At 64.5% G+C, this 19,686-nt stretch carries 18 protein-coding genes; 6 read left to right on the top strand and 12 right to left on the bottom strand.

Annotated elements, in window-relative coordinates; translation table 11 throughout:
• On the top strand, nucleotides 1-88 hold an 88-nt coding region (locus MRBLMU1_RS21590; protein WP_161051113.1), incomplete at its 5' end, for an integrase core domain-containing protein.
• A gap of 187 nt (nucleotides 89-275) precedes the next feature.
• Here the strand turns inward: MRBLMU1_RS21590 and MRBLMU1_RS21595 are convergent.
• The 6 genes from MRBLMU1_RS21595 to MRBLMU1_RS21620 form a co-directional block, all read right to left on the bottom strand.
• A complete protein-coding gene (locus MRBLMU1_RS21595; protein ID WP_363505529.1) occupies nucleotides 276-1,976 on the bottom strand; it encodes a tetratricopeptide repeat protein in 1,701 nt (566 codons plus the stop codon).
• 112 nt (nucleotides 1,977-2,088) lie between these two features.
• Nucleotides 2,089-2,574: a cupin domain-containing protein gene (locus tag MRBLMU1_RS21600; protein ID WP_363505532.1), complete on the bottom strand. Its 486-nt coding sequence runs from the start codon at nucleotides 2,572-2,574 to the stop codon at nucleotides 2,089-2,091.
• Between the two features lie 21 nt (nucleotides 2,575-2,595).
• Nucleotides 2,596-3,627: an alpha/beta hydrolase gene (locus MRBLMU1_RS21605; protein ID WP_363505535.1), complete on the bottom strand. Its 1,032-nt coding sequence runs from the start codon at nucleotides 3,625-3,627 to the stop codon at nucleotides 2,596-2,598.
• On the bottom strand, nucleotides 3,624-4,763 hold the full coding sequence (locus MRBLMU1_RS21610) for an acyl-CoA dehydrogenase family protein (protein ID WP_363505538.1): 1,140 nt from the start codon (nucleotides 4,761-4,763) through the stop codon (nucleotides 3,624-3,626). The genes MRBLMU1_RS21605 and MRBLMU1_RS21610 overlap by 4 nt, the downstream gene beginning before the upstream one ends.
• Before the next feature lie 9 nt (nucleotides 4,764-4,772).
• On the bottom strand, nucleotides 4,773-5,963 hold the full coding sequence (locus tag MRBLMU1_RS21615; protein ID WP_363505541.1) for an acyl-CoA dehydrogenase family protein: 1,191 nt from the start codon (nucleotides 5,961-5,963) through the stop codon (nucleotides 4,773-4,775).
• 112 nt (nucleotides 5,964-6,075) lie between these two features.
• A complete protein-coding gene (locus tag MRBLMU1_RS21620; protein ID WP_363505544.1) occupies nucleotides 6,076-6,528 on the bottom strand; it encodes a winged helix-turn-helix transcriptional regulator in 453 nt (150 codons plus the stop codon).
• A gap of 181 nt (nucleotides 6,529-6,709) precedes the next feature.
• Between MRBLMU1_RS21620 and MRBLMU1_RS21625 the strand changes: the two genes are divergently transcribed.
• Entirely contained in the window at nucleotides 6,710-7,957 is a 1,248-nt protein-coding gene (locus MRBLMU1_RS21625; RefSeq protein WP_414646111.1) for an MFS transporter, read from the top strand.
• Between the two features lie 56 nt (nucleotides 7,958-8,013).
• Here MRBLMU1_RS21625 and MRBLMU1_RS21630 read toward each other — a convergent pair whose 3' ends face one another.
• Entirely contained in the window at nucleotides 8,014-9,849 is a 1,836-nt protein-coding gene (locus MRBLMU1_RS21630) for a glycoside hydrolase family 16 protein (RefSeq protein WP_363505547.1), read from the bottom strand.
• A gap of 399 nt (nucleotides 9,850-10,248) precedes the next feature.
• Between MRBLMU1_RS21630 and MRBLMU1_RS21635 the strand changes: the two genes are divergently transcribed.
• The gene (locus tag MRBLMU1_RS21635) at nucleotides 10,249-10,674 is read left to right on the top strand and encodes a hypothetical protein (RefSeq protein ID WP_363505550.1); all 426 of its coding nucleotides are present in this window, start codon (nucleotides 10,249-10,251) and stop codon (nucleotides 10,672-10,674) included.
• Between the two features lie 8 nt (nucleotides 10,675-10,682).
• Nucleotides 10,683-10,865, top strand: coding sequence for a hypothetical protein (locus MRBLMU1_RS21640; RefSeq protein WP_363505553.1), 183 nt, complete (start codon nucleotides 10,683-10,685; stop codon nucleotides 10,863-10,865).
• Nucleotides 10,866-11,070: 205 nt separating this feature from the next.
• Here MRBLMU1_RS21640 and MRBLMU1_RS21645 read toward each other — a convergent pair whose 3' ends face one another.
• From MRBLMU1_RS21645 to MRBLMU1_RS21655, 3 genes are all read right to left on the bottom strand, one after another.
• The gene (locus MRBLMU1_RS21645) at nucleotides 11,071-13,212 is read right to left on the bottom strand and encodes a gluconolaconase (RefSeq protein WP_363505556.1); all 2,142 of its coding nucleotides are present in this window, start codon (nucleotides 13,210-13,212) and stop codon (nucleotides 11,071-11,073) included.
• A 68-nt stretch (nucleotides 13,213-13,280) separates the two neighbouring features.
• Nucleotides 13,281-14,024 carry an SDR family NAD(P)-dependent oxidoreductase gene (locus MRBLMU1_RS21650; RefSeq protein WP_363505559.1) on the bottom strand — a complete coding sequence of 248 codons (744 nt, stop codon included), beginning with the start codon at nucleotides 14,022-14,024 and terminating at the stop codon, nucleotides 13,281-13,283.
• On the bottom strand, nucleotides 14,021-15,079 hold the full coding sequence (locus tag MRBLMU1_RS21655) for a patatin-like phospholipase family protein (RefSeq protein WP_363505562.1): 1,059 nt from the start codon (nucleotides 15,077-15,079) through the stop codon (nucleotides 14,021-14,023). The genes MRBLMU1_RS21650 and MRBLMU1_RS21655 overlap by 4 nt, the downstream gene beginning before the upstream one ends.
• 88 nt (nucleotides 15,080-15,167) lie before the next feature.
• Here MRBLMU1_RS21655 and MRBLMU1_RS21660 point away from each other — a divergent pair, with 88 nt between their 5' ends.
• Complete coding sequence (locus tag MRBLMU1_RS21660) at nucleotides 15,168-16,430, top strand: phosphatase PAP2 family protein (RefSeq protein WP_363505565.1); 1,263 nt, start codon at nucleotides 15,168-15,170, stop codon at nucleotides 16,428-16,430.
• Nucleotides 16,427-17,044 (top strand): CDP-alcohol phosphatidyltransferase family protein, encoded by a 618-nt coding sequence (locus tag MRBLMU1_RS21665; protein WP_363505568.1) that lies wholly within the window; start codon nucleotides 16,427-16,429, stop codon nucleotides 17,042-17,044. The genes MRBLMU1_RS21660 and MRBLMU1_RS21665 overlap by 4 nt, the downstream gene beginning before the upstream one ends.
• On the opposite strand, the gene MRBLMU1_RS21670 is transcribed toward MRBLMU1_RS21665, so the two are convergent.
• Both MRBLMU1_RS21670 and MRBLMU1_RS21675 read right to left on the bottom strand, forming a co-directional pair.
• The gene (locus MRBLMU1_RS21670) at nucleotides 16,995-18,788 is read right to left on the bottom strand and encodes a bifunctional alpha/beta hydrolase/class I SAM-dependent methyltransferase (RefSeq protein ID WP_363505571.1); all 1,794 of its coding nucleotides are present in this window, start codon (nucleotides 18,786-18,788) and stop codon (nucleotides 16,995-16,997) included. The genes MRBLMU1_RS21665 and MRBLMU1_RS21670 overlap by 50 nt on opposite strands.
• The gene (locus MRBLMU1_RS21675; RefSeq protein ID WP_363505574.1) at nucleotides 18,785-19,684 is read right to left on the bottom strand and encodes a phosphatidate cytidylyltransferase; all 900 of its coding nucleotides are present in this window, start codon (nucleotides 19,682-19,684) and stop codon (nucleotides 18,785-18,787) included. The genes MRBLMU1_RS21670 and MRBLMU1_RS21675 overlap by 4 nt, the downstream gene beginning before the upstream one ends.
• Nucleotides 19,685-19,686 lie beyond the last annotated feature (2 nt).

Consider the following 19,686-nt stretch of genomic DNA (forward strand, 5'->3'; position numbering starts at 1 on the left):
GCGCTGGTTATGGACATACAATCACGACCGGCCACACATGGCACTCGGCGGCATTACGCCGATTCAGAAATTGGCCCTCGCCGCATAGCCTCTACTTCTGGTGCGCATCATTAATGGGGGGATTACCCTTCCTCCCACCGCCATGCCGAGAAAGAAAAAACAAGTTCTGCCTAGTTGGGACCAGGAATCTATCTTCATCGTGCCCTGCCTTAAAAGTATATGAGACGAAATTCATTTCGCCGATTAGCTGTTTATCCAGCCTAACAACCGCTGGCTCACCGGCCGCCGATCGTCCACGACTTGAAGCTGTGAGGCGCCGGATTTTCCCCGCGCATCGCCGTCAGCAGCTCGTCCTGCGGCACGCCCTTTTCCAATCTGGCCAGCCAAGTTGCCGCCCACGCGGCGTTCTCGGGATTCCGCCCGTCTCTTATCAGCGTATTGAATGCCTGATAGGCGTCGGCGGCGTCGCCCAACCATGCGTGGGCCAGCGCGGCCATGCGCGTAAATGCGGGAACGTCGTAGCCATGACGCCAGACGTTGATCGCCTTGGCCACGTCTTTTTCGGTCGGAGCCGCGCCAAGAAGCTCGACGCGGAACAGCGCGTACGATATCTCGGGCGCGTCCGGCTCAAGGACGGCGGCTTGGGTCAAGCCGGCGCGTGCCGACGCCAGCAAGTCCTGCCTATTCGAGCCGGCGCTTTCCGCCAGCTTCGCATATGCCAGCCCCAACAGATAATGGACCTCGGGATTGTAAGGATCGTTCTCCCGGGCGCGTGTCAGGTAGTCGATAGCGGCGCGCGGATCGCCCCAGTCGATCTCGGCGCGGCTCAAGGTCATCTGGGCAAAATCGACGGCGGGCGCTTTCGCTGCGGTCCCCCTCAGACGCGCTAGCAGCCTTTTGCCCTGGGGCGGCGCAGGGCAAGTCTTCAGCACAGCGTTGTCGAGTACGAATTCGCCCTCGATACGGCTCAAGCGGGTGAAATCGATGTGGGCGTTGGGCAGCGTAGGCACATCGATCCGAAGGATGTTCAGAGACGCTTGACGGTATCGCCACATCGCCACGTCGAGATCGCGACCCGATAGGCCGAACAGCTCGGTGAACGCATCGGCGACATCGCTGCCGCCGTTGACGGCCTCGAGGTACTTCACCATTTTGCCGCGGTTGTTCTCCGACGAGAGCATGTAGTGCATGAGATTAAAGGAGCGCCCCATGAATTCCCATCGTTCAAAATACTCGGGACTTTGGGCCACGATAGGCTTGGCCGATGGTTTAAAACGTAGTACCTCGTCGAACGACAGACGTATTCTCTCCCGGCCGTCGTCAATACTCTGCAACAGATTGTATGAAGTACCCGCATCGCGCCCTATCGCCATTTGCGTATCGGTAAAGCGCACGCCGCCGAAATACGCTGCGAAGCCGGTCATGAACCACACAGGCCCCCTAATGCGCGTGTGGCGGTACAAGAAATTCTCGGCATAAAGCCACAGACTATGCATCAGCGTGTAATCGTCTTCCGCGTGCAGCAGCGACGCGTTATCCAACTTCCAACTCTTTCCCGCACCGTAAAGAAACCCTTGAGTTGCCGATACACAGCTATTGACCATGCCGAGGGCCGAAGCAGGATTTTCGTCCATCTCGGGCGGCCAGCTCACGCGTCCCTGGAAGTACAACGTCAGCTTAGGGATTGTTTCTTGCCCCTGCATGAAGGGCTTCAGGTACAAGCGCAGCAGATAATCGAGCCGTTCCAAATTCTTGACCAGCTCAATGACGTCATCCGGGTCGTCGTCTGAATAAACGATCATATGCTGGCTCTCGATCCGGAACCATGCCGATGGATCGCGCACGCCTTTAATCACAACGGTGGAGGGATCGCGCTTTCCCTTAACGACCACCTTTTGCGGGTCGTTTGCGGATGCGTCGACGGGGACGAGCGTGACTGCCATGAGCAATGGCAAGACGTACTTGGCAATAGTCATAGCAATGGCATCGCTTATTTGACGGACTAGGTTGCCACAATAACAGTTGTACCAGCGGCGGAAATACACACATTCTCACTAAACAACCACTCGATCACCGCTTGGTAAGGCTCTAGTACGGGCTGGACGCAGGCTGCCCAGCAAAGTCGGTCCATATGTCGTCCGACAGCGACCGATCTCGCAAACAAATGCGATCGTGCTCCGGGTAGGTGATTTGATCAACCGGTGCTCGGGTTCCAACAACCAGGCAACGCGTTTCAGAAGAACTCCGATTCTCCAGATAGTGCCCGACCTGCACTCCAGCCTTGAAAGTAGCGGCGCAACCGGCACGCATGAGCGTCTCGGACAAGCCCTCAACTACAGTGATCTCACCGGCAAGAACATAGACCATCTCGTCTTCCGCACTGTGCCAATGCTTGATCGAGGATCTGCACCCTGGCTGAAGGACTTCAATGAACGCACCAAACTGCGTAAGTTCTCCGACTTCGCTAATCCAAAGCGTTTGATTCGGCGCGGTGCAACCCTCTACGCCGCTAACCTCGCAGATCAGTTGATCCGTCGTGAAGACAGGCATTAGTGACCTCCCTGGATAGTGCATATATGTGAATGACTGGCGCCCCTACTCCGCCTTCCGCGAAAACCGCTTGGCCTGCCGCGACGGCATCTGCGCGTTCAAAAACGCCACCGTCACATCCACCGTCGGCTGCAACCACGGGTCGAACAACCAGAACGAATGCGGCGTATCGGGCAGCAGCACCACCTTGCTCGGCACGCGCAGCTGCGTCATCTTCTCGACCATCTCATCCCGGCCGACCGCGAAGCGAGGCTGGGCGCTGCCGATGAACAGCACCGGCGGCATGCTCGAATTCACATACTGGATCGGCGACGCCTCGCGCCACAACGCCGCCTTCTCCGCATAGCGCCCGCCGAACCAATACCCGGCAGCCGACACAGGCTTCTTCGGATCGTCCTCATTCACCCGCGCCGCCTCCGACGTAAAGTCGGACAAGCCATCGATATTCACCACCGCCTGCACCGCGCTGGACACATCGCTGGTCGCAGCGCCTGGGTCGAACTGGTTCATATGCCCGGTCACTCCGGCCAGGCTGGCGATCTGTCCACCGGCCGAACCGCCCGCCAACGCGATGCGCCTCGGATCGAGTCCGTACTCGCCCGCGTGCTCGCGCACCCAGCGCACCGCCGCGCGCACGTCGTGCACCGCCGCCGGATACATCGCCTCCCCCGCCAACCGGTAACTGATCGTGACCGACGCATAGCCGTTACGCGCCAGTCGCAAGGCCATCGGCACGAACTCCGAGCGGAAACCGGAACGCCAGCCGCCGCCGTGGACGAACACCACCACCGGCAAATCCTGCTTGGCGTCCGCCGGCAGATACATATCCAGCTTCAGGCAATGCGTACCATATTGAATATACGTCTGATCGGCCACCACCCGCACGTCGGCCGGCACCTTGGCGCTGGCGATGCGGATCGACGGATACTTCGGCGCCAGTTTCTCGTAGGTGTGCTGCGCGTCGTAGGTGTTGGTGGGGTCCGGCGTCGGCTCCACGCAGTCCTCCGCTGCATGGACGGCGGCGTGCATCAGCAGCGCGGCGCAAGCGGCCGCGAATAAACGAACAGCGCGCATCATGAATGCTGCCCGAATCCGCGCTGTGCGATAAACCGTTCCAGGTGATGATCGACGTCGCCAAGCGTCGCCTCGATCGTCGTCAAACGCTTGAAGTGATGCGCCGCCGGCAGTTCGTCGGTCACGCCCATGCCGCCGTGCAGTTGCACCGACTGCTGGCCGATGAATTTGGCCGCGTGGCCGATGCGCACCTTGGCCGCCGACACCACGCGGCGCCGCTCCTCGATATCGCCACAGGACATGCGCGCCGCCGCCAGCATCGCCATCGATCGCGCCTGTTCCAGGTGGATGTACATGTCGGCCATGCGGTGCTGCACCGCCTGGAAGCTGCCGATCGGCGTGCCGAACTGCTTGCGCGTCTTCAGATATTCCAGCGTGGACGCGAACAACGCGTCCATCACGCCCAGCGCCTCGGCGCACAGCAAGGCGGTGCCGTAGTCGGCCGCCTCGTCGAGCATGTCGCAGCCGCCACCCAATTTGCTCAGCAGCGCCGACGCCGGCACCGCCACATGGCTGAACTGGACGGTGGCCGCGCGCAGGCCGTCGATGGTGCGGTAGTCGCGCACCGTCACGCCGGGCGTGTCGGCCGGCACCACGAACAGGCTGATGCCGTTGGCGTCGCGCTGGGCGCCGGCGCTGCGGGCCGAGACGATCAAGGCGTCGGCCTGGCCGCCGTGGATCACCACCGTCTTGGTGCCGTCGATGCGATAGCCTTCGCCATTGATGCCGGCGATGGTCTTGATGTCGGCCAGGTCGTGCCGCGATTGTTTTTCACCCAGCGCGCAGGCCAGTTTGAGCTCGCCCTTGGCGACATCCTCCAGCAGGCGATGCTGGTTGCCCGCCAGCGCCAGGAAGCGCGCGCCCCACACGGTGGAAAAGTACGGCTCGACCACCAGGCCGCGCCCCAGCTCCTGCATCACCACCAGCATGTCGACGGCGTTGCCATCGAAGCCGCCCTGCGCCTCCGGCACCGGCAAGGCCAGCATGCCTAATTCGGTCAGCGTGTCCCAGGCGACGTCCGAAACGCCGCTGGCCGAATGCACGATGCGCTTGCGCACTTCAAAACCGTAGTCCTTGTCGATCCAGCGACGCAGGGCATCGGCGAACTGCAACTGCTCTTCTTTGAAATTGAAATCCATGCCGTTCCCTCACAGTCCCAGAATCATCTGGGTGATGATGTTCTTCTGTATCTCGTTGCTGCCGCCGTAGATCGACGTCTTGCGGAAATTGAAGTAGTAGGCCGCCAGCGGCGCTGCGGCGTCGTCGCCGGTGACGGCATGGTCGGACCGGCCCTCCAGGTAGTCGGTGTCGAAGGCAAAGGCGTCCGGCCCCAGCGCCTCGACCATCAACTCGGTTAGCATCTGCTGGATCTCGGTGCCGCGCACCTTCAGCAGCGACGCCTCAGGCCCCGGCGTGTGCGACTCGCGCGTGATCACCCGTAGCACCGTCGTCTCCAGCGCCATCAGCTCGATCTCCAGGTTGGCGACCTTGGCGGCGAACACCGGGTCCTGCAGCAGCGGTTTGCCGTGCTTGAAATGCTCGGACGCGATCTTCTTCAGGAACAGCAGCTCACGCTTGGAGCGGCCGACCGCCGCGATGCCGGTGCGCTCGTGGCCCAGCAAATATTTGGCGTAGGTCCAGCCCTTGTTTTCCTGGCCGATCAGGTTCTGCACCGGCACCTTGACGTTGTCGAAGAAGACCTCGTTCACCTCGTGGTCCTCGTCGAGCATGATGATCGGACGGACGGTGATGCCCGGCGAGTCCATGTCGATCAGCAGGAAGGAGATGCCCTCCTGTTTGCGCACGGTGCTGTCGGTGCGCACCAGGCAGAAGATCATGTCGGCGTGCTGGGCCAAGGTGGTCCAGGTCTTCTGGCCATTGACGATGTAGTGGTCGCCCACGCGCTCGGCGGTGGTCTTGAGCGACGCCAGGTCGGAGCCGGAACCGGGTTCCGAGTAGCCCTGGCACCACCAGTCCTCGCAACTGAGGATGCGCGGCAGGTAGTAGGCTTTTTGCGCGTCGTTACCGAAGGCCATGATGACCGGCGCCACCATGTTGACGCCGAACGGCAGGATGGGCGGCGTGCCGGCACGGCCGCACTCCTCTTCCCAGATGTGGCGCTGCGTCTGCGTCCAGCCGGGGCCGCCGTATTCGACCGGCCACGACGGCGCGGCCCAGCCCTGGTTGGCGACGATCTGGTGCCAGCGGACGTAATCGCGGCGTCCCAGGCGGAGATGGTTGCGCACCTTCTTTTGCAAGTCGGCCGGGAGGTTGGCGTCGAGGAAAGCCCGCACCATGTCGCGGAAAGCCAAGTCCGCCGCCGTGTAATTCAAATCCATGCTGTCTCCATGTGGTTCGCCGCTGAAAAGCACGACCGTTCAAATAATTCTACCCCAATCCGTCGCGGTGTATAGATGCATTTGTATAGGGCGACATAATCGGCGGATTTGTTCATTGCGGGGGGATTTTCTTTACCACGGTGTGGGCAGGTTTTAGCACATGTCCGGCGTGATCGTACGGCAGCATGGGTGCGACCGCTTTGCCGCTGGCCTTTTCGACCAGCAGCGAATGCGGCTCGCCGCTGGCGAACAGATGGCGCTCGCCCCACTGGCGCAGCGCCACCACGACCGGAAACAGGCTCTCCCCCTTGGGCGTGAGCACGTATTGCTGGTACGAGGTGCCGTCCGACGCCGGCTGGACCGTCAGCACGCCCTCCTCGACCAGCGAACTCAGCCGGTCCGACAGGATGTTCTTCGCCACGCCCAGGTTACGCTGGAAATCGCTGAAGCGGCTGATGCCGTCGAAGGCGTCGCGCACAATCAGCATCGACCAGCGGTCGCCGACCAGGTCGAGCGAGCGGGCCACCGGACAGGCGTCATCCTGCATCGACTTACGTTTTGCCATGTGCATGTCCTCGCATTCTTTGGTTGCATTTTAAAACCAGAATGGCTAGACTTCAACTGGTTTTGATTTGCAACCACATTTAGACCCACCCAGCGTGCTTTGAGCGATACGCATGTTTCGCCACTTAGGGGTCGTACCCATCAGGGTACGACCCCGCCCGGCAGTGCGGGTTAAGACAAGGATAACCATGCCCCAAATGTCCCGTTCGTTGGTCGCGCTGTTCGCCTGCGCCAGCGGGCTCAGCGTCGCCAACGTCTACTACGCCCAGCCGCTGCTCGACGCGCTGGCCGCCGACTTCGCCATAGGCCGCGCCGCCATCGGCGGCGTTATCACCATCACGCAAGTCGGCAGCGTACTCGCCCTGCTGTTGCTCGTGCCGCTGGGCGACCTGCTGCCGCGACGTCGCCTGATGGTGGCGCAATTGCTGGCGTTGACGGCCGCCCTCGCCGGCGTCAGCCTGGCCTCAAGCGCCACCGCGCTGATGGCGGGCATGCTGGCGGTCGGCATGCTGGGCACGGCCATGACGCAAGGCCTGATCGCCTACGCCGCCAGCGCCTCGGCCGAGTCCGAGCGCGGCCGCGTGGTCGGCGCCGCGCAAGGCGGCGTGGTGGCCGGCCTGCTGCTGGCGCGCGCGCTAGCCGGGCTGATCGCCGACGTCGCCGGCTGGCGTGCCGTCTATGCCAGCTCGGCGCTGGCCATGATCGCAATGGCGCTACTGCTGTGGCGCACGCTGCCGGTACTGGCTGCGACGGCGCGGCCGCTGCCCTATCCGCAGTTGATCGCTTCGATGGTCACACTGCTGCGGCATAACCGCGTGCTACAGGTGCGCGGCACGATCGCCATGCTGATGTTCGCCGCGTTCGGCATCCTGTGGAGCGCGCTGGTGCTGCCGCTCAGCGCGCCGCCGTACAGCTACTCGCATACGGCCATCGGCGCCTTCGGGCTGGTGGGTTTGACCGGCACGCTCGCGGCCTCGCGGGCGGGACAATGGACCGATCGCGGCTGGGCGCAAAGGACCAGCGGCGGCGGATTGCTGCTGATATTGCTGGCGTGGCTGCCGCTGGGCCTGTTCGGCGTGAGCAGCGGCCCGATTGCGCTGACGGCGCTGATCATCGGCATCCTGATGCTGGACCTTGGCGTGCAGGCGCTGCAGGTCACCAATCAAAGCATGATTTTCCGGACGAGTTCGGAGGCGCACAGCCGGCTGGTGGGCTGCTACATGCTGTTCTACGCGGTGGGCAGCGGCAGCGGCGCGATCGCCGCGACATCGGTTTATGCGCGTGCCGGCTGGACCGGCGTGTGTGCGCTGGGTGGTGCCGTCAGTGCGGCGGCACTCGTGTTCTGGGCTACGACGTTACGCTCGTCCAAAACAAGGCCCATATCCGAATGCAAACCGCGGGGTCAAGTCTGTCATTCGGACACGAACTGAACCGCTGTATGGCTTAGCTCGTGTCTGAATGTCGGCACTGACCCCGGGGGGGGTTTTTACTTCATCGTGTAGGTCTGCTGGGCTGTGTCGACTGCGTAGTTATTGGCCGTGTCCCAGTACGTGAAGTTGTAGCGGACCACGTCGCCGATCTTCAGGCCGCTGGCGGTGTAGCTGTTGACGCCGCCGCTTTGCGTCATGCGCACATTCATCTGGCCGCCGCCGTTGACGGTGTAATGCACGTCCGCCCAGGCGGATGAGTTCCACGCGAACTTCAACATCGTCGCGCTCGTCTGGGTGACGGCTGGCGTTGGCGTTGGAGTGGGCGTGGGCGTCGGAGTCGGCGTTGGGGTTGGCGTTGGGGTTGGCGTAGGCGTCGGTGTCGGCGTAGGCGTCGGTATCGGCGTTGGGGTTGGCGTCGGCACACCGGTATCCCAGATGATGTCGTCGATCGCCATCTGGAAGGCGGCTGTCGGCAGGGCCGTGCTGTCGCTGGCGATCTGGAACACGTCCGCCACCGATTGCAATGCGACCAACGGACCGGCCAGGTCGGCCACCGGGATGGTGGCGGTGCCCCAGTCGCCGTTGCGCACCAGGCCGTAGGTGGTGGCGTTGGCCGGGAATTTGACCGAGTGCTGGTTGGTGTAGGTGTCGCCAATGCCGATCGTGAAGGCGACATTGGCCGGGATCTTGATCTTGAGCTTGACGGTGCCGTTGCGGAAGTTGCTCAAGTCGCGCACGGCGCGCGATTGCACGCTGCCGCCGAACCATTGACCCGGCGTGTTGTAGCTCCACGACATCGAGTTGCTACCCTCATACGGCGGCAGGTTGCCGGCCGAGACCGAGGCGTTGTTCCAGACGAAAATGTCGGACGTGGTGCCGGCCACCAGCTTGTTGTTGACGACGGTGTTGTCGGTGAACACGCCGAATTTTCCCACTTCCGGCACGGTCTGATTGCCGAGCTTGACCGAGCCCTTGCCGTCGAGCTGGTAGACGCGCACGTAGTCGACGTACATCGTGCCCGGCAGCGGCGCGGTCACCTGCGCCGGCGTGGCGGCGTCGGTGAAGTTGCCGCCGACGGCCAGGTTGAACAGCAGGTAGAACGGTGCCTGCAGCGCGGTCGAGTTGACCGGCAGCGGGCCGTTGTACATATCGTGTTCGACACCGTTGTCGACCACGGTGAAGCGCATCTGCGACTCGGTCCAGTAGAAGCGGTAGATCACGAAGCGGTTGGCCAGCGACTGGCCCGGCGTGTACCAGCTCTTGGTCTGCCACGCGGTCGAGGCGGCGCAGCTTTCGTTGCCCGGCACGCAGGCGGCCTGCTGCCAGGTGATCACGTTGGAGGCGGTAAAGTTGTCGATGCCCGGGGTCGGCGAGGCGGCGGCCCGGCTGCTGGCCTTGTGCCCCATTTCCATGATGTCGATCTCGCCCTTGCGCGGCCACACTTGCGGGCTGGTGCCCAGCATCCACGCGGCCGGCCACAGGCCGAGGCCCAGCAGCGGCGTGGCGATGCGCGTTTCGATCATGCCGTACTGCACCTGCACCTTGTTGGCCGAGTCGATCTTGCCGGAGGTGAAGACGTTGCTGCCGACGGTCTGGTTCTGCGCCTTGATCGCCAGCGCGCGCGTGTTCGACTCGAACGGCACGTTGACGATGGAGAGGTTGTTGGGGCTGTAGTATTCCAGTTCCTGGTTGCCGTAGCCGCACAGGCCGATCTGGCAGCCGTTGCCATCGTAGGTGTTCCACAGGGTCGTGTTCAGCGCCGCGCCGTTGAATTCCTCGGACCACAACAGCGTGCCGATGACGGGACTGGTGACGCTGGCCGACACCGGCGCGCCGTAAGCCAGCACGATGCTGGTGGCGACGGCGGACAGAACGAATTTCTGTTTATTCACAATGACTCCTCGTATCGATACTTCCTCAAATTCGAGCCGGACAATGGTCCGGCCCGCTCCATGCCGGCACGGTCGGTGTCGGCGCTTGCGTTGCGGCGAGAGGGAAAGAACGCGGCGCCATGCTCAAAAAAAACGGGCGCACGGGCGCCTTCGCTACGAGGCGTTTTGCTAGTCACTACAGTCCCCTTGCCGGTCCGGATCCCTGTCCGGACACTATTTCTGGATAGATTTGGAAACGATTCCAATTCCTGCAGAAAATATATTCCGATAAACTTTTTTTGTCAACGCCAATGCGCAAACGTGCGCCCGATGACGCGCGTCAAACGCGCGGCGGCGGCGCGCCCGTATGCTGGCGACTGAGATCAATTTGACAAGAGCGCGGCTACGGGGAGAAAAGCGATGTCGGATTTCCATCGGTATTTCAAGGAGAACATGGAGGCGCTGGGGCTGCCCGCGCCGGACAGTCTGTTCGGCACGCTGCAGAGCAGCCTGACCACGGTCACGGTGCTGCTCGCGAGCATCGACAAATTCGGCAAGACGGCCACCATCGCCGATCTCATCGGAGCCGGCACGCGGCTGGAACAGCTGGGGATGATCGGCACCTTGTCGGCCGCGTTTTACGCCGGCGCGTGCATCGGCAGTTTGGCCGTGGCGACGGGACGGTCGATGTCGGGGGGCGCCAGCGTCGCCGATGTTTTGTTATATGCGCGCACGCACCACCTGCACCGTCCGTGGCTGGCGGCGGAACTTTACCGCGCGCCGGGCATCTACCGGCCCAAGATGGCCGGCAGGGCGACGCACAAATACGCGGCCATGCAGCGGTGAGCGATATCATGAGAGACGATCTATTACTGATACTGACTGCGCTGGCGTGCGCCGGCTTCGCGTGGGCGTTCTGGCACTATCTGGGCGAGCAAGCGCTGGGCGCGCTAACGCTGATCGCGCTGATCGCGCTAGCGGTCGACAACTACCGCCTGCGGCGTCGCCTGCGCCTGCGCCACAACGGAGACACGTAGGGCGGATTAGCGAAGCGTAATCGGCCATGTATGCGCCGCCGACGACGCATGCATGGCCGATTACGGCGTTCCGCCTAATCCGCCCTACGTGTTTTAGAATTGATCGTGGTGGTTGGCCGCATCCGCGCAACCCAGGAGCGAATGGCACAGCGCAATCGGCCGGTATTTCAGAGCGTATCAACCGTGGTCGCGAATCATCGCCACCTTACTCGACCGTGATCGCCAGGTCGCGCCCTTTCACCGCCGCGTTGCCTGCATAATCCTCGGCGGTGATGCGCAACGTGTAGTTGCCCGGACCGAGCGCGCCGACCTTCCACGCACCCGGCGTCAGCTTGCCGTGCATGAGAGAATTGTTGATCGCGTACGCAAACCGCGTCTCCGCATTGCCATGCACAGTGATCCCACTCCCCTCCATATACGCCAGCTTGACGGCCTCCCGATTGCGCGGAATCCTGTCGTACAACTGCGTGATCACCGGCTGCTCCATCCCCGGAATAACCTCCCCTTCCGCATTCAGCAACTGATACCCCAGCTTGAACAACCCCAGCCTCCGGCGCGCCTGCACGCCGTTCATCTGATCGAACGCATCCACGACAATCTGCACCTCGCCAAGACCGCGCCGCACCAGCAACCTCCCGCCGGCCATCTCCTTGAGCTGCTTGCCCCCGGCGTCACTCAACGTGACGCTCTGGATCTTGGGCGCGATGGTATCTTCCAGATCGATAAACGGCAGGCTCAGCGGATTGAGCGCGTCGCCGTTCGGCATGTAGTCGAGATGCACATGCGCCATGCGATTGACGGTGCCCAGCGTCTCGCCAACGATGAAACGCGTGCCGCGCTTGACCCGCACCGCATCCGGCACGCCCTTCTCATCCTTCAACACCTGAAACCGCGGATCGATCACCTTGTCACGCCCATCGCGGCCCACGCGCATGTGGATGTACTGCAAGCCGCTGAGCGCGATGCCCTCCGACAGCTCGCCATACCCCCACGCCGCGCGCGGATCGGTGACCTTGCCGGCCGTGACCGCCAGCACCGGCGTGCCGATGGCCGCCTGCACATCCAGCCCCGCGTGGAAATGATGGCGGCTCTCTCCCTTGAAATCCCCGCGCACCTCGCCCATCAATCCGACCACCTCGTGCGCCTTGTTCTGCGGTTTCACCGGCCACAGCATGGTCGCGCCGTGCGACGGCTCGGCCGGCGCCGGCTCGTCCGGCGGGGCCGGCTGGCCCGCCACCGCCGCGCCCACATGATGCAAGCGATACGTGGCGCCATCCGTCACGAATAGCGAACCGTCCCGGGCCACCGCGATGCCGCGCGGCGCATAGAGACGAACGCTGCCGTCGGGGCCGTAGCCCGGCTCGGGCGTGCGATCGACATCGACCAGGGTCAGCACCTCGCCTGCCGGCGTGATCTGCGCCAGACGGCCGTGCGAATTGCTGCCCACATACAGATAGCCGTCGGCCGTCAACGCCAGCGCCACCGGCGACCGCAGCAGCGACGCCCGCTCGTCCTCCTTCGCCTCGGCGACGGTGCTAACGACGCCGTTCCTGTCCAGTTTGCGGATCGCGTGGTTGCCGGTATCGGCGATAAAGAGATCGCCGTTGGCGGCGACCGCCAGTCCGGTGGGCAAGTCGAACAAGGCCTGCGCGGCCGGACCGTCGGCCTTGCCGGCGCGGCCCCCACCGGCGATGGTGGTGACGTCGCCGTTCGGCGCGATGCGGCGGATGCGGTCGTTATAGGTATCGGTGACGTACACGACACCTTCGTCGTCGACCGCCACGCCGATCGGACCGTTGAATCGCGCCTCCGCGCCTCGGCCATCCTTGTCGCCCGCCAGACCGTCGCCGGCCAGGGTCGACACCTTGCCGTCCGGCGTGATCTTGCGGATCGCGTTGTTGCCGGTGTCCGCCACATACAGGTTGCCGGCGCCATCCATCGCCAGGCCGGAGGGCGTGTTGAACGAGGCCGCCTGGCCGAGTCCCTCCGCGTAACCCTCGACCGCGCCGGCCAAGGTGGTGCTGACGCCGTCGAGACCGATCTTGCGGATGCTGTTGTTGTCGCCGCCATCGGCCACATACAGATTGCCGGCCTTGTCGAGCGCCACGCCGAACGGATCGGCGAAGCGGGTGCGGCGTCCGCTGCCGTTGCTCATGCCCGGCAAGCCATCTCCGGCGATGGTGGTGACGCGCGCGCTCCACTGGCGCTGCGTGCCCTTGGCGACGGCCACCGCCGCCGCGCCCTTGTCCGCGGACGGCTGCACCAGCACATAGGCGACGCCGCCACCGATGGCCGCGCCACCGAGCGCCAGCGCAGCCAGAATTAGTTTGAGTTGAGTTGGAGACACTTTGTGCAGCCTGAAGTTGACTTGTTGGATACCATATTATTGCATTCATGCATCTTTTGACAGCGCATTCACTTCTTGCGCAAGCGCTTCAGCGCCAGCGGCAAAAGGTTAAACAGCCGCACCAGCGCGTGCATCTGCCAGGGGAAGACGTAGCGCTGGTCGCGCCGGGCGATGGCGGCGGCGATGCGTTGGACGGCCTCGTCCTCGTGCATCAGGAAAGGCTTGCCGCTGGCATCGCCGCCGTTCAATTCGCGCAGGCGGGCGGTGTCGACATATCCCGGCACGATCACCGTCACGGCGATGGCGAACGGCGCCAGCGCCTTGCGGTAGGCATCGCAGATGGCGATGGCCGCGCGCTTGCTGGCGCTGTAGACGGAGCCGCCCGGATAGTCCCGCTGCAAGCCGGCGATCGATGCGACGGCCACCAGATGCCCGTGGCCGCGCGCCATCATCGCCTCCGCGCCGGCGCTGAAGGCATGATCCAGCCCGCCGACGTTGACCCGCAACACCGGCAACGTGGCTGCGGGATCGCGCGCGATGGCCGCCGCGTCGGTGTACTGTCCGGCGGTGACGATCAACAGATCCAGGCCGCCGGCCGCGAAATCGGCCACCACCGCCGCCACCCGGGCACGGTCGGCGATATCGCATACATGCGCGGTGACGCGGCCATCCCGCATCAGCGGCAGGCCTGCGACCTTGTCCGGATGGCGCCCGCAGATGGCCACGCGCGCGCCCTGTCCCGCGTAGTGCCGCGCCAATCCAAGGCCGATGCCGCTGGTGCCGCCGATGACCATCACGTGCCGGGCCGTCATCGCGCAGCCTCGTTGAGCCTGGTGCTGTTGCGCATCGGCGGACGACGGCCCTGCGCCGCCAGCGCATATGCCTCCCGCGCGCGCTCGTAGCCATAGTTCCACAGCGCGTCGACATCGGCCACATAGCGCTCGTAGCTGGACGGCGCGACCAGCCGGACGCGGTTGCGCCGCCAGTCCACCCGCTTGCGCACGCCGCAGCCCTGCAAGGCGCGCCGGACGTCGGACGTATCCACCCACACATCGACCGGCTGCGCATGCACGTGGCGCAGCCGCCGGTTGCCGTCGAAGCCGAAGGCGCAGCGCAGGGCGGGAATCGCCAGCAGCTCGTCGTAGGCCTCTTTCATTTCCATGGTGACGTGCCGCGCCAGACCGCGCGCCAGCTCGACCGGGAACAGATCGATCACGCCGCCGGTGTAGTCGGCGCCGCGCGCCGTCTGGCAACGGAAGTACACCATGTCCGCAATCGAGATGCGGGCGGCATCGGCCACCGGCATCTCGGTATCGACCAGCAAAGCCGGGGTGACGGCGTCGGTCCAGCCGTCCGCGCCTATTGACGAAGGCAGGCCATCGGCCAGCGCGGCAGCGCGGCTGTCGCAAAACAGCGTGACGCTGTAGATGGCGCGCCCGTTTCGGGGCTGTCCGATCTCGTCCGGACCGAACAGCAGTTTGCCGCCGATGATGGCCAGCGCCGGCCCGCTCCCGCCGTCCGCCCGTGGCAACGGCAACTGCGATGGAATCTCAAACAGATAGTCGTTGAACAGATCGGGCACATGCGCGGCGCGGCCGCCGTTCAGACGCCGGCGTGCCACATCGAGCAGCGCGCGGGCGGGGGTGGCGCGATCGCTGGAGCGCATGTCGCCGAGGAACTCGTACATCTGCCGCGACCCGAGCCACGCCTTGCGCGACGCCGTGTCGGGCAGGCCAGCGATGATCGCGCCGGCGACGGCGCCGCCGCAAGTAGCCAGCAGCAAGTCCGGTTCCTGCCCGGCATCGACGGCCGCCGCGTGCATGCCGAGGTAATAGCCGAAGCGGAAACCGCCACCGGCCAGCACCATGCAGCGTTCGTATTTTGGGTATCGCTCAGCTCGCGTCATGCGTGACATAATGCACAATTACATAGTTATTAACAAGGACGCTTCAGCAATGTATCGCCAGTCAGCCCCCGGTACCCGCGAGCGCGATCCGCTGGTCGGCGCCGAAGCGGCCGATCGCGGCGGTATGAAGGCGGCCGAACGCTGGATCCCGCTAGGGCTGAACGCGGCGCTGTTCGGCATCTGCTATCCGGCAACCAACTACCTCGGCCAGCTCAAACAGCAGCAGTCCCGCCTCGGCGGTGTGGCGATGGGATGGGAAGCGGCCCTGCCCTTTGTGCAGTGGATGGTGGTGCCGTACATGACCTCGGGCTTGCTGTTCGCGCTTAGCTTCCTGCTGGTGCGCGGACGCGGCGAACTGTCGGCGCTGAGCCGGCGCGTGGCCTTCGCCACCATCGTCGCCTGCCTGATCTTCGCCGCCTTTCCGCTGCGCTTCGAGCTGACCCGGCCGGCCGTCGACGCCGCCCTGCCCGCCTGGCTGTTCGGGCAATTGGCGCTCGTGGACCGGCCGTACAACCAGTTGCCGTCATTGCACGTCGCTTACTGCGTCATCTTCTGGCCCGCCCTGCGCACCGTCGCGCGCGCCGCATGTCAACGTGCGGCGCTGGCCGGATGGCTGCTGCTGGTGGCCGTCAGTACCGTGTTCAGCTATCAGCACCATGTGCTCGATGTGGCCGGCGGCGCGCTGCTCGGCGTGCTCGCGATCCGCCTGCTGCCGGTGCCTTCCACCGACGCGGAGGCTCGCAAGCCCGTCAGCTTCGTCTACGCCATGCTCGCCGCCCTGTCGCTGCTGGCATGGCTAGCGCTCGGCGGCCCGTGGTGGCTGTACCTGTGCGCCAGCCTGCTGCTGGTGGCGCGCGCCTACCACACCCGTTCCGCCGGCTTCCTGCGCAAGCGCGACGGCCGCTATCCTCTGTGGATCTGGCTGCTTTACGCGCCCTATCTCGCCGGCTACCTGCTCACCTGGCAGTTGGTGCGGGTGCGCGAACGCCACCGCACGCCATTCGTCCACCATGGCGGCGGGCTATGGGTGGGCCGCCGCCTGAGCGACGCCGAGGCCGCGCGATTGCCGGCGGACTGCGTCGTCATCGACCTTGCCAATGAACTGAGCGAAACGCCGGCGCTGCGCAACCATGTCTACCGCCACTTTCCGCTGCTGGACCTGGACACGCCGACGATCCACTCGGCCGGGCACATTATCGAAGCCATCGCCGGATATGCCCGCGAAGGCCGTCCCATCTATCTGCACTGCGCCATGGGTTACCGGCGCAGCCGCGAAATCGCCCAACTTTATCAGGAGCACGGTCAGCAATGAGTTTTTCGATCTACCAGTTGAAACCGCAATTCCAGCGTCTGCTGCAACCACTGATGCGCGCGCTGGTGCGCTGGCGCGTCTCGCCCAACCAGATCACCGTGGCGACGATGCTGTTGTCGGTCGCCTATGGCGCGGCGCTGGCCTGGCAGCCGCAATGCGCCGGGCTGTGGATCGGATTGCCCGCATTTCTACTGCTGCGCATGGCGCTCAACGCCATCGACGGCATGCTCGCCAACGCCACAGGACAAAAGACCCGCCTCGGCACCTTGCTCAATGAAATCTGCGACCAGGTGTCCGATGTCGCGCTGTACCTGCCGTTCATGCTGGGGGCCGGCGTGGCGGCGTGGCTGGTGCTGCTGGCGGTGATCGGCGGTTTGCTGGCGGAGTTCGCGGGCGTGATCGCACTCGCCGTCGGCGCCACCCGCCGCTTCGACGGTCCGATGGGCAAGAGCGACCGCGCTTTCTGGTTCGGCCTGCTCGGTCTGTTGATCGGGTTCGACAGCGCCGCGCCGCTGATACACGCGGTGCCGTCGCTGGTGGCGGTGCTATCGGTGTGGACCGTGGTTAACCGGCTGCGGCAGGCGCTGCGGGCTTCCGCGCCAACGACACGGTAAAGATCCCCTCCAGACCGATGCTGGTGGCCAGCTTTTGGCAGCCGGTGGAGGCGACAAGCCCGTCCATCTCCGCTTGCGGACGCGGCCGCATCTGCCACGGCGTGCCGCGATGGCTGGTCAACGTCAGCGCGATCATGTCCAGTTGCGGATGCCAGGGCTGGCCGGTGTAGATCAGGTAGCCACCGTCGCGCAGAACGCTGAAGATGCCCTGCAACGACGCCGCCACCGGCGCGTTGTCGCTGAACAGCTCGTACAAACCGGAGACCACCACGATATCGTATTGGCCCTCGGCGACTCTGTAGCTGTCGGGGCTGAAGGCATCGCGCAACTGGTAGTCGACCCTGGCGTTCAGTTGCAACTGCTCCGCCAGCGCCCTCGCCTGGTCGAGGTTGTGCTGGGTGAAGTCGCGCAAAGTGACTTCGATGTTCTTGTCCTGGAAGCGCTTCACGCTCTCCAGCACGTAGCGGCCCGAACCGGCGGCGACGTCGAGGATGCGCAACGGCCCGTGGCCCCCATGGGCGGCGATGCGCTCCTCCAGCATCCGCTGCAACTGGCGCTTGCGCTGGCGGATGCCGCGCCAGCCGACCGCGTCCAGGTAACCCCGGTCCATGATCTTGCCGAAGACGAAGCGGCCGCCCTCCTGGTTGCGGTAGACGTAGTCGAGCGAGGCGCCCGAATCGAAACCATGTTGCAAACCGATCTTCATGCCGTCGCTGACCGGCCCCATCATTCCGAGCATGACGCGTTGCAGCCCGAACCAGGCCTTGGTCAGCGCGCCGCAACTTTGGCCGGCCTTGAGCGCGGCATAGCGGCGCGCGCTGTGGCTGTCCCGGTCGGCGGTCAAATAATACGACGCGGGGGTCGGCGCGCGCGCGAAACAGGCGTCGACGAAACGGCGGCTCTCGTCCAGCGCCACCGTGGTGTCCTGTTCGTAGAACAAGGCGTGGAAGGCGTCCGGCAGGCGCACATAGCGTTTCAGCGGCGAGCTCAGCCGCTCATGAAAGCTCTGCTGCGGCCCCTCCTTCACGACGAAATCCTTGCCGGCCGCCAGCATCAATATCGGCGTATCGATGGCGGCGGCATCCTCGACGATGCGTTTGGCCGTGTCTGCCAGGCCGAGCAGCACGCAGGCCGAGATGGCCTTGGCGATCAGCGGATCGGCGGCATAGGCGGCCGCCTCCTGCGGCGAATGCGTCAGCATGCCAGGCCGGATATAACTTGTGACGAACAGCTCCGGCTTGAAGCGGCGGGCGAAGCGCAGCGCCGGCTTGGCCAGCGGCACGTACAATTTGATCTCGAACGCGGCCGCCGCCATGATGACGCCGCGCACCCGTGGCGCGTAGTCGTGCAGCCAGGTCGCCGCGATCACCGCGCCGACGCTGTTGGCCACCACCAGGATGTTCTCGATGACGATGCCGTGGGTGGCGACGATGTGGCGGATGAAGCCGTCGAAATCGCCAACCAGGGTCTCGAAGCTCGGCGCGTCGCCGCGCTCGCCCGGAGAGTGGCCGTGGCCGCGCGCATCCCACGCGAACGCCCAGTCCTGCGTGAAGCCGAACTGTTCGACCAGCGGCTGGATGCGGCCGGAATGCTCGTGGCCGCGATGCAGAAAGACCAGCGCCCGCTTCGATCCATCCTGGCGCGGGGACGCCGGTTGCCATGTCCGGTAGAACAGCCGGGTGCCGTCATCGCAGGCGAAGCCGGACTCGCTTGTATTCCATGCCAATGAGCGTTCAGCTTTCATGGGGTGCTTTCGTAAAGGTGGGTGATCAGGAAATACAGCAAGGGCGCGGTGACCACGAGGCTGTCCACGCGGTCGAGGATGCCGCCGTGTCCCGGAATGAGTTGCGAAAAATCCTTGACGCCGTAGGCGCGCTTGGCGGCCGAGAACATCATGTCGCCGCAAAAACCGCCAACCGACAGCAGCACGGCGTACATCGCCAGATGGCGCGCGTCGGCCAGATGCAGATAGCGTCCCAGCAGCAAGGACAGCACCATGGTCACGGCCACGCCGCCCGCCAGGCCCTGCCACGTCTTGTTGGGGCTGATGCCTGGGGCGATACGGTGCCGTCCGAAGACAGTGCCGCTGATGAATTGGGCGACGTCGTTCAGCGCGGTCAGCGCATACAGATAGAACAGCCACGCCAGGCGCTGGCGCGCATCCAGCGGCAAGGTATCGTAGCGCATCAGGAAACTACAGCTGTAGCATAGCGTCAGCCACAATAGCCAGGCCAGCATCGCTGGCGCGCGGTGCCGCAAATACAGCAGCAACTGGAGCGCCAGCGCCGCCGGCATCAGCACGTCGAAGGCCAGCGGTTGCAGATAGGTCGACATGATCACGGCGGCCAGTACGATGGCCGCCAGCGACGCGAAGCGCGGCCCGCCGAACGGCGTCAGCTCGCGCAGGGCCAGCACGCCGATGGCGAGCACCAGCAGGACGGTGCCGGCCGGATGCAGCAGCAGGCTGACGGTCAACACGGGAAAGATCAGCCACCAGGAATTGACCTGCAGGCGCAGCTGGCTTTGCGGCCTGGCGCGCAGGGTCCAGCCGACGCTCAGCGAAGCCATACCCAGCAATAGGTAAAGCGTTCCAAGCGAGATAACGATCTCGGTCCCGAGCGAGGCCATAATAAATTGCATAA

The sequence above is a fragment of the Burkholderia sp. LMU1-1-1.1 genome (assembly GCF_040675865.1).
Taxonomy (GTDB): domain Bacteria; phylum Pseudomonadota; class Gammaproteobacteria; order Burkholderiales; family Burkholderiaceae_D; genus Rugamonas.

Bases quoted from the DNA above. Each gene is read 5' to 3' on its own strand.
- MRBLMU1_RS21665 (WP_363505568.1), top strand. From the start codon at position 16,427: ATGAGTTTTTCGATCTACCAGTTGAAACCGCAATTCCAGCGTCTGCTG.
- MRBLMU1_RS21670 (WP_363505571.1), bottom strand. From the start codon at position 18,788: ATGAAAGCTGAACGCTCATTGGCATGGAATACAAGCGAGTCCGGCTTC.
- MRBLMU1_RS21595 (WP_363505529.1), bottom strand. From the start codon at position 1,976: ATGACTATTGCCAAGTACGTCTTGCCATTGCTCATGGCAGTCACGCTC.
- MRBLMU1_RS21605 (WP_363505535.1), bottom strand. From the start codon at position 3,627: ATGATGCGCGCTGTTCGTTTATTCGCGGCCGCTTGCGCCGCGCTGCTG.
- MRBLMU1_RS21635 (WP_363505550.1), top strand. From the start codon at position 10,249: ATGTCGGATTTCCATCGGTATTTCAAGGAGAACATGGAGGCGCTGGGG.
- MRBLMU1_RS21655 (WP_363505562.1), bottom strand. From the start codon at position 15,079: ATGGTGCTGGCCGGTGGCGGTTTCCGCTTCGGCTATTACCTCGGCATG.
- MRBLMU1_RS21600 (WP_363505532.1), bottom strand. From the start codon at position 2,574: ATGCACTATCCAGGGAGGTCACTAATGCCTGTCTTCACGACGGATCAA.
- MRBLMU1_RS21675 (WP_363505574.1), bottom strand. From the start codon at position 19,684: ATGCAATTTATTATGGCCTCGCTCGGGACCGAGATCGTTATCTCGCTT.
- MRBLMU1_RS21650 (WP_363505559.1), bottom strand. From the start codon at position 14,024: ATGACGGCCCGGCACGTGATGGTCATCGGCGGCACCAGCGGCATCGGC.
- MRBLMU1_RS21615 (WP_363505541.1), bottom strand. From the start codon at position 5,963: ATGGATTTGAATTACACGGCGGCGGACTTGGCTTTCCGCGACATGGTG.
- MRBLMU1_RS21620 (WP_363505544.1), bottom strand. From the start codon at position 6,528: ATGGCAAAACGTAAGTCGATGCAGGATGACGCCTGTCCGGTGGCCCGC.
- MRBLMU1_RS21640 (WP_363505553.1), top strand. From the start codon at position 10,683: ATGAGAGACGATCTATTACTGATACTGACTGCGCTGGCGTGCGCCGGC.
- MRBLMU1_RS21660 (WP_363505565.1), top strand. From the start codon at position 15,168: ATGTATCGCCAGTCAGCCCCCGGTACCCGCGAGCGCGATCCGCTGGTC.
- MRBLMU1_RS21610 (WP_363505538.1), bottom strand. From the start codon at position 4,763: ATGGATTTCAATTTCAAAGAAGAGCAGTTGCAGTTCGCCGATGCCCTG.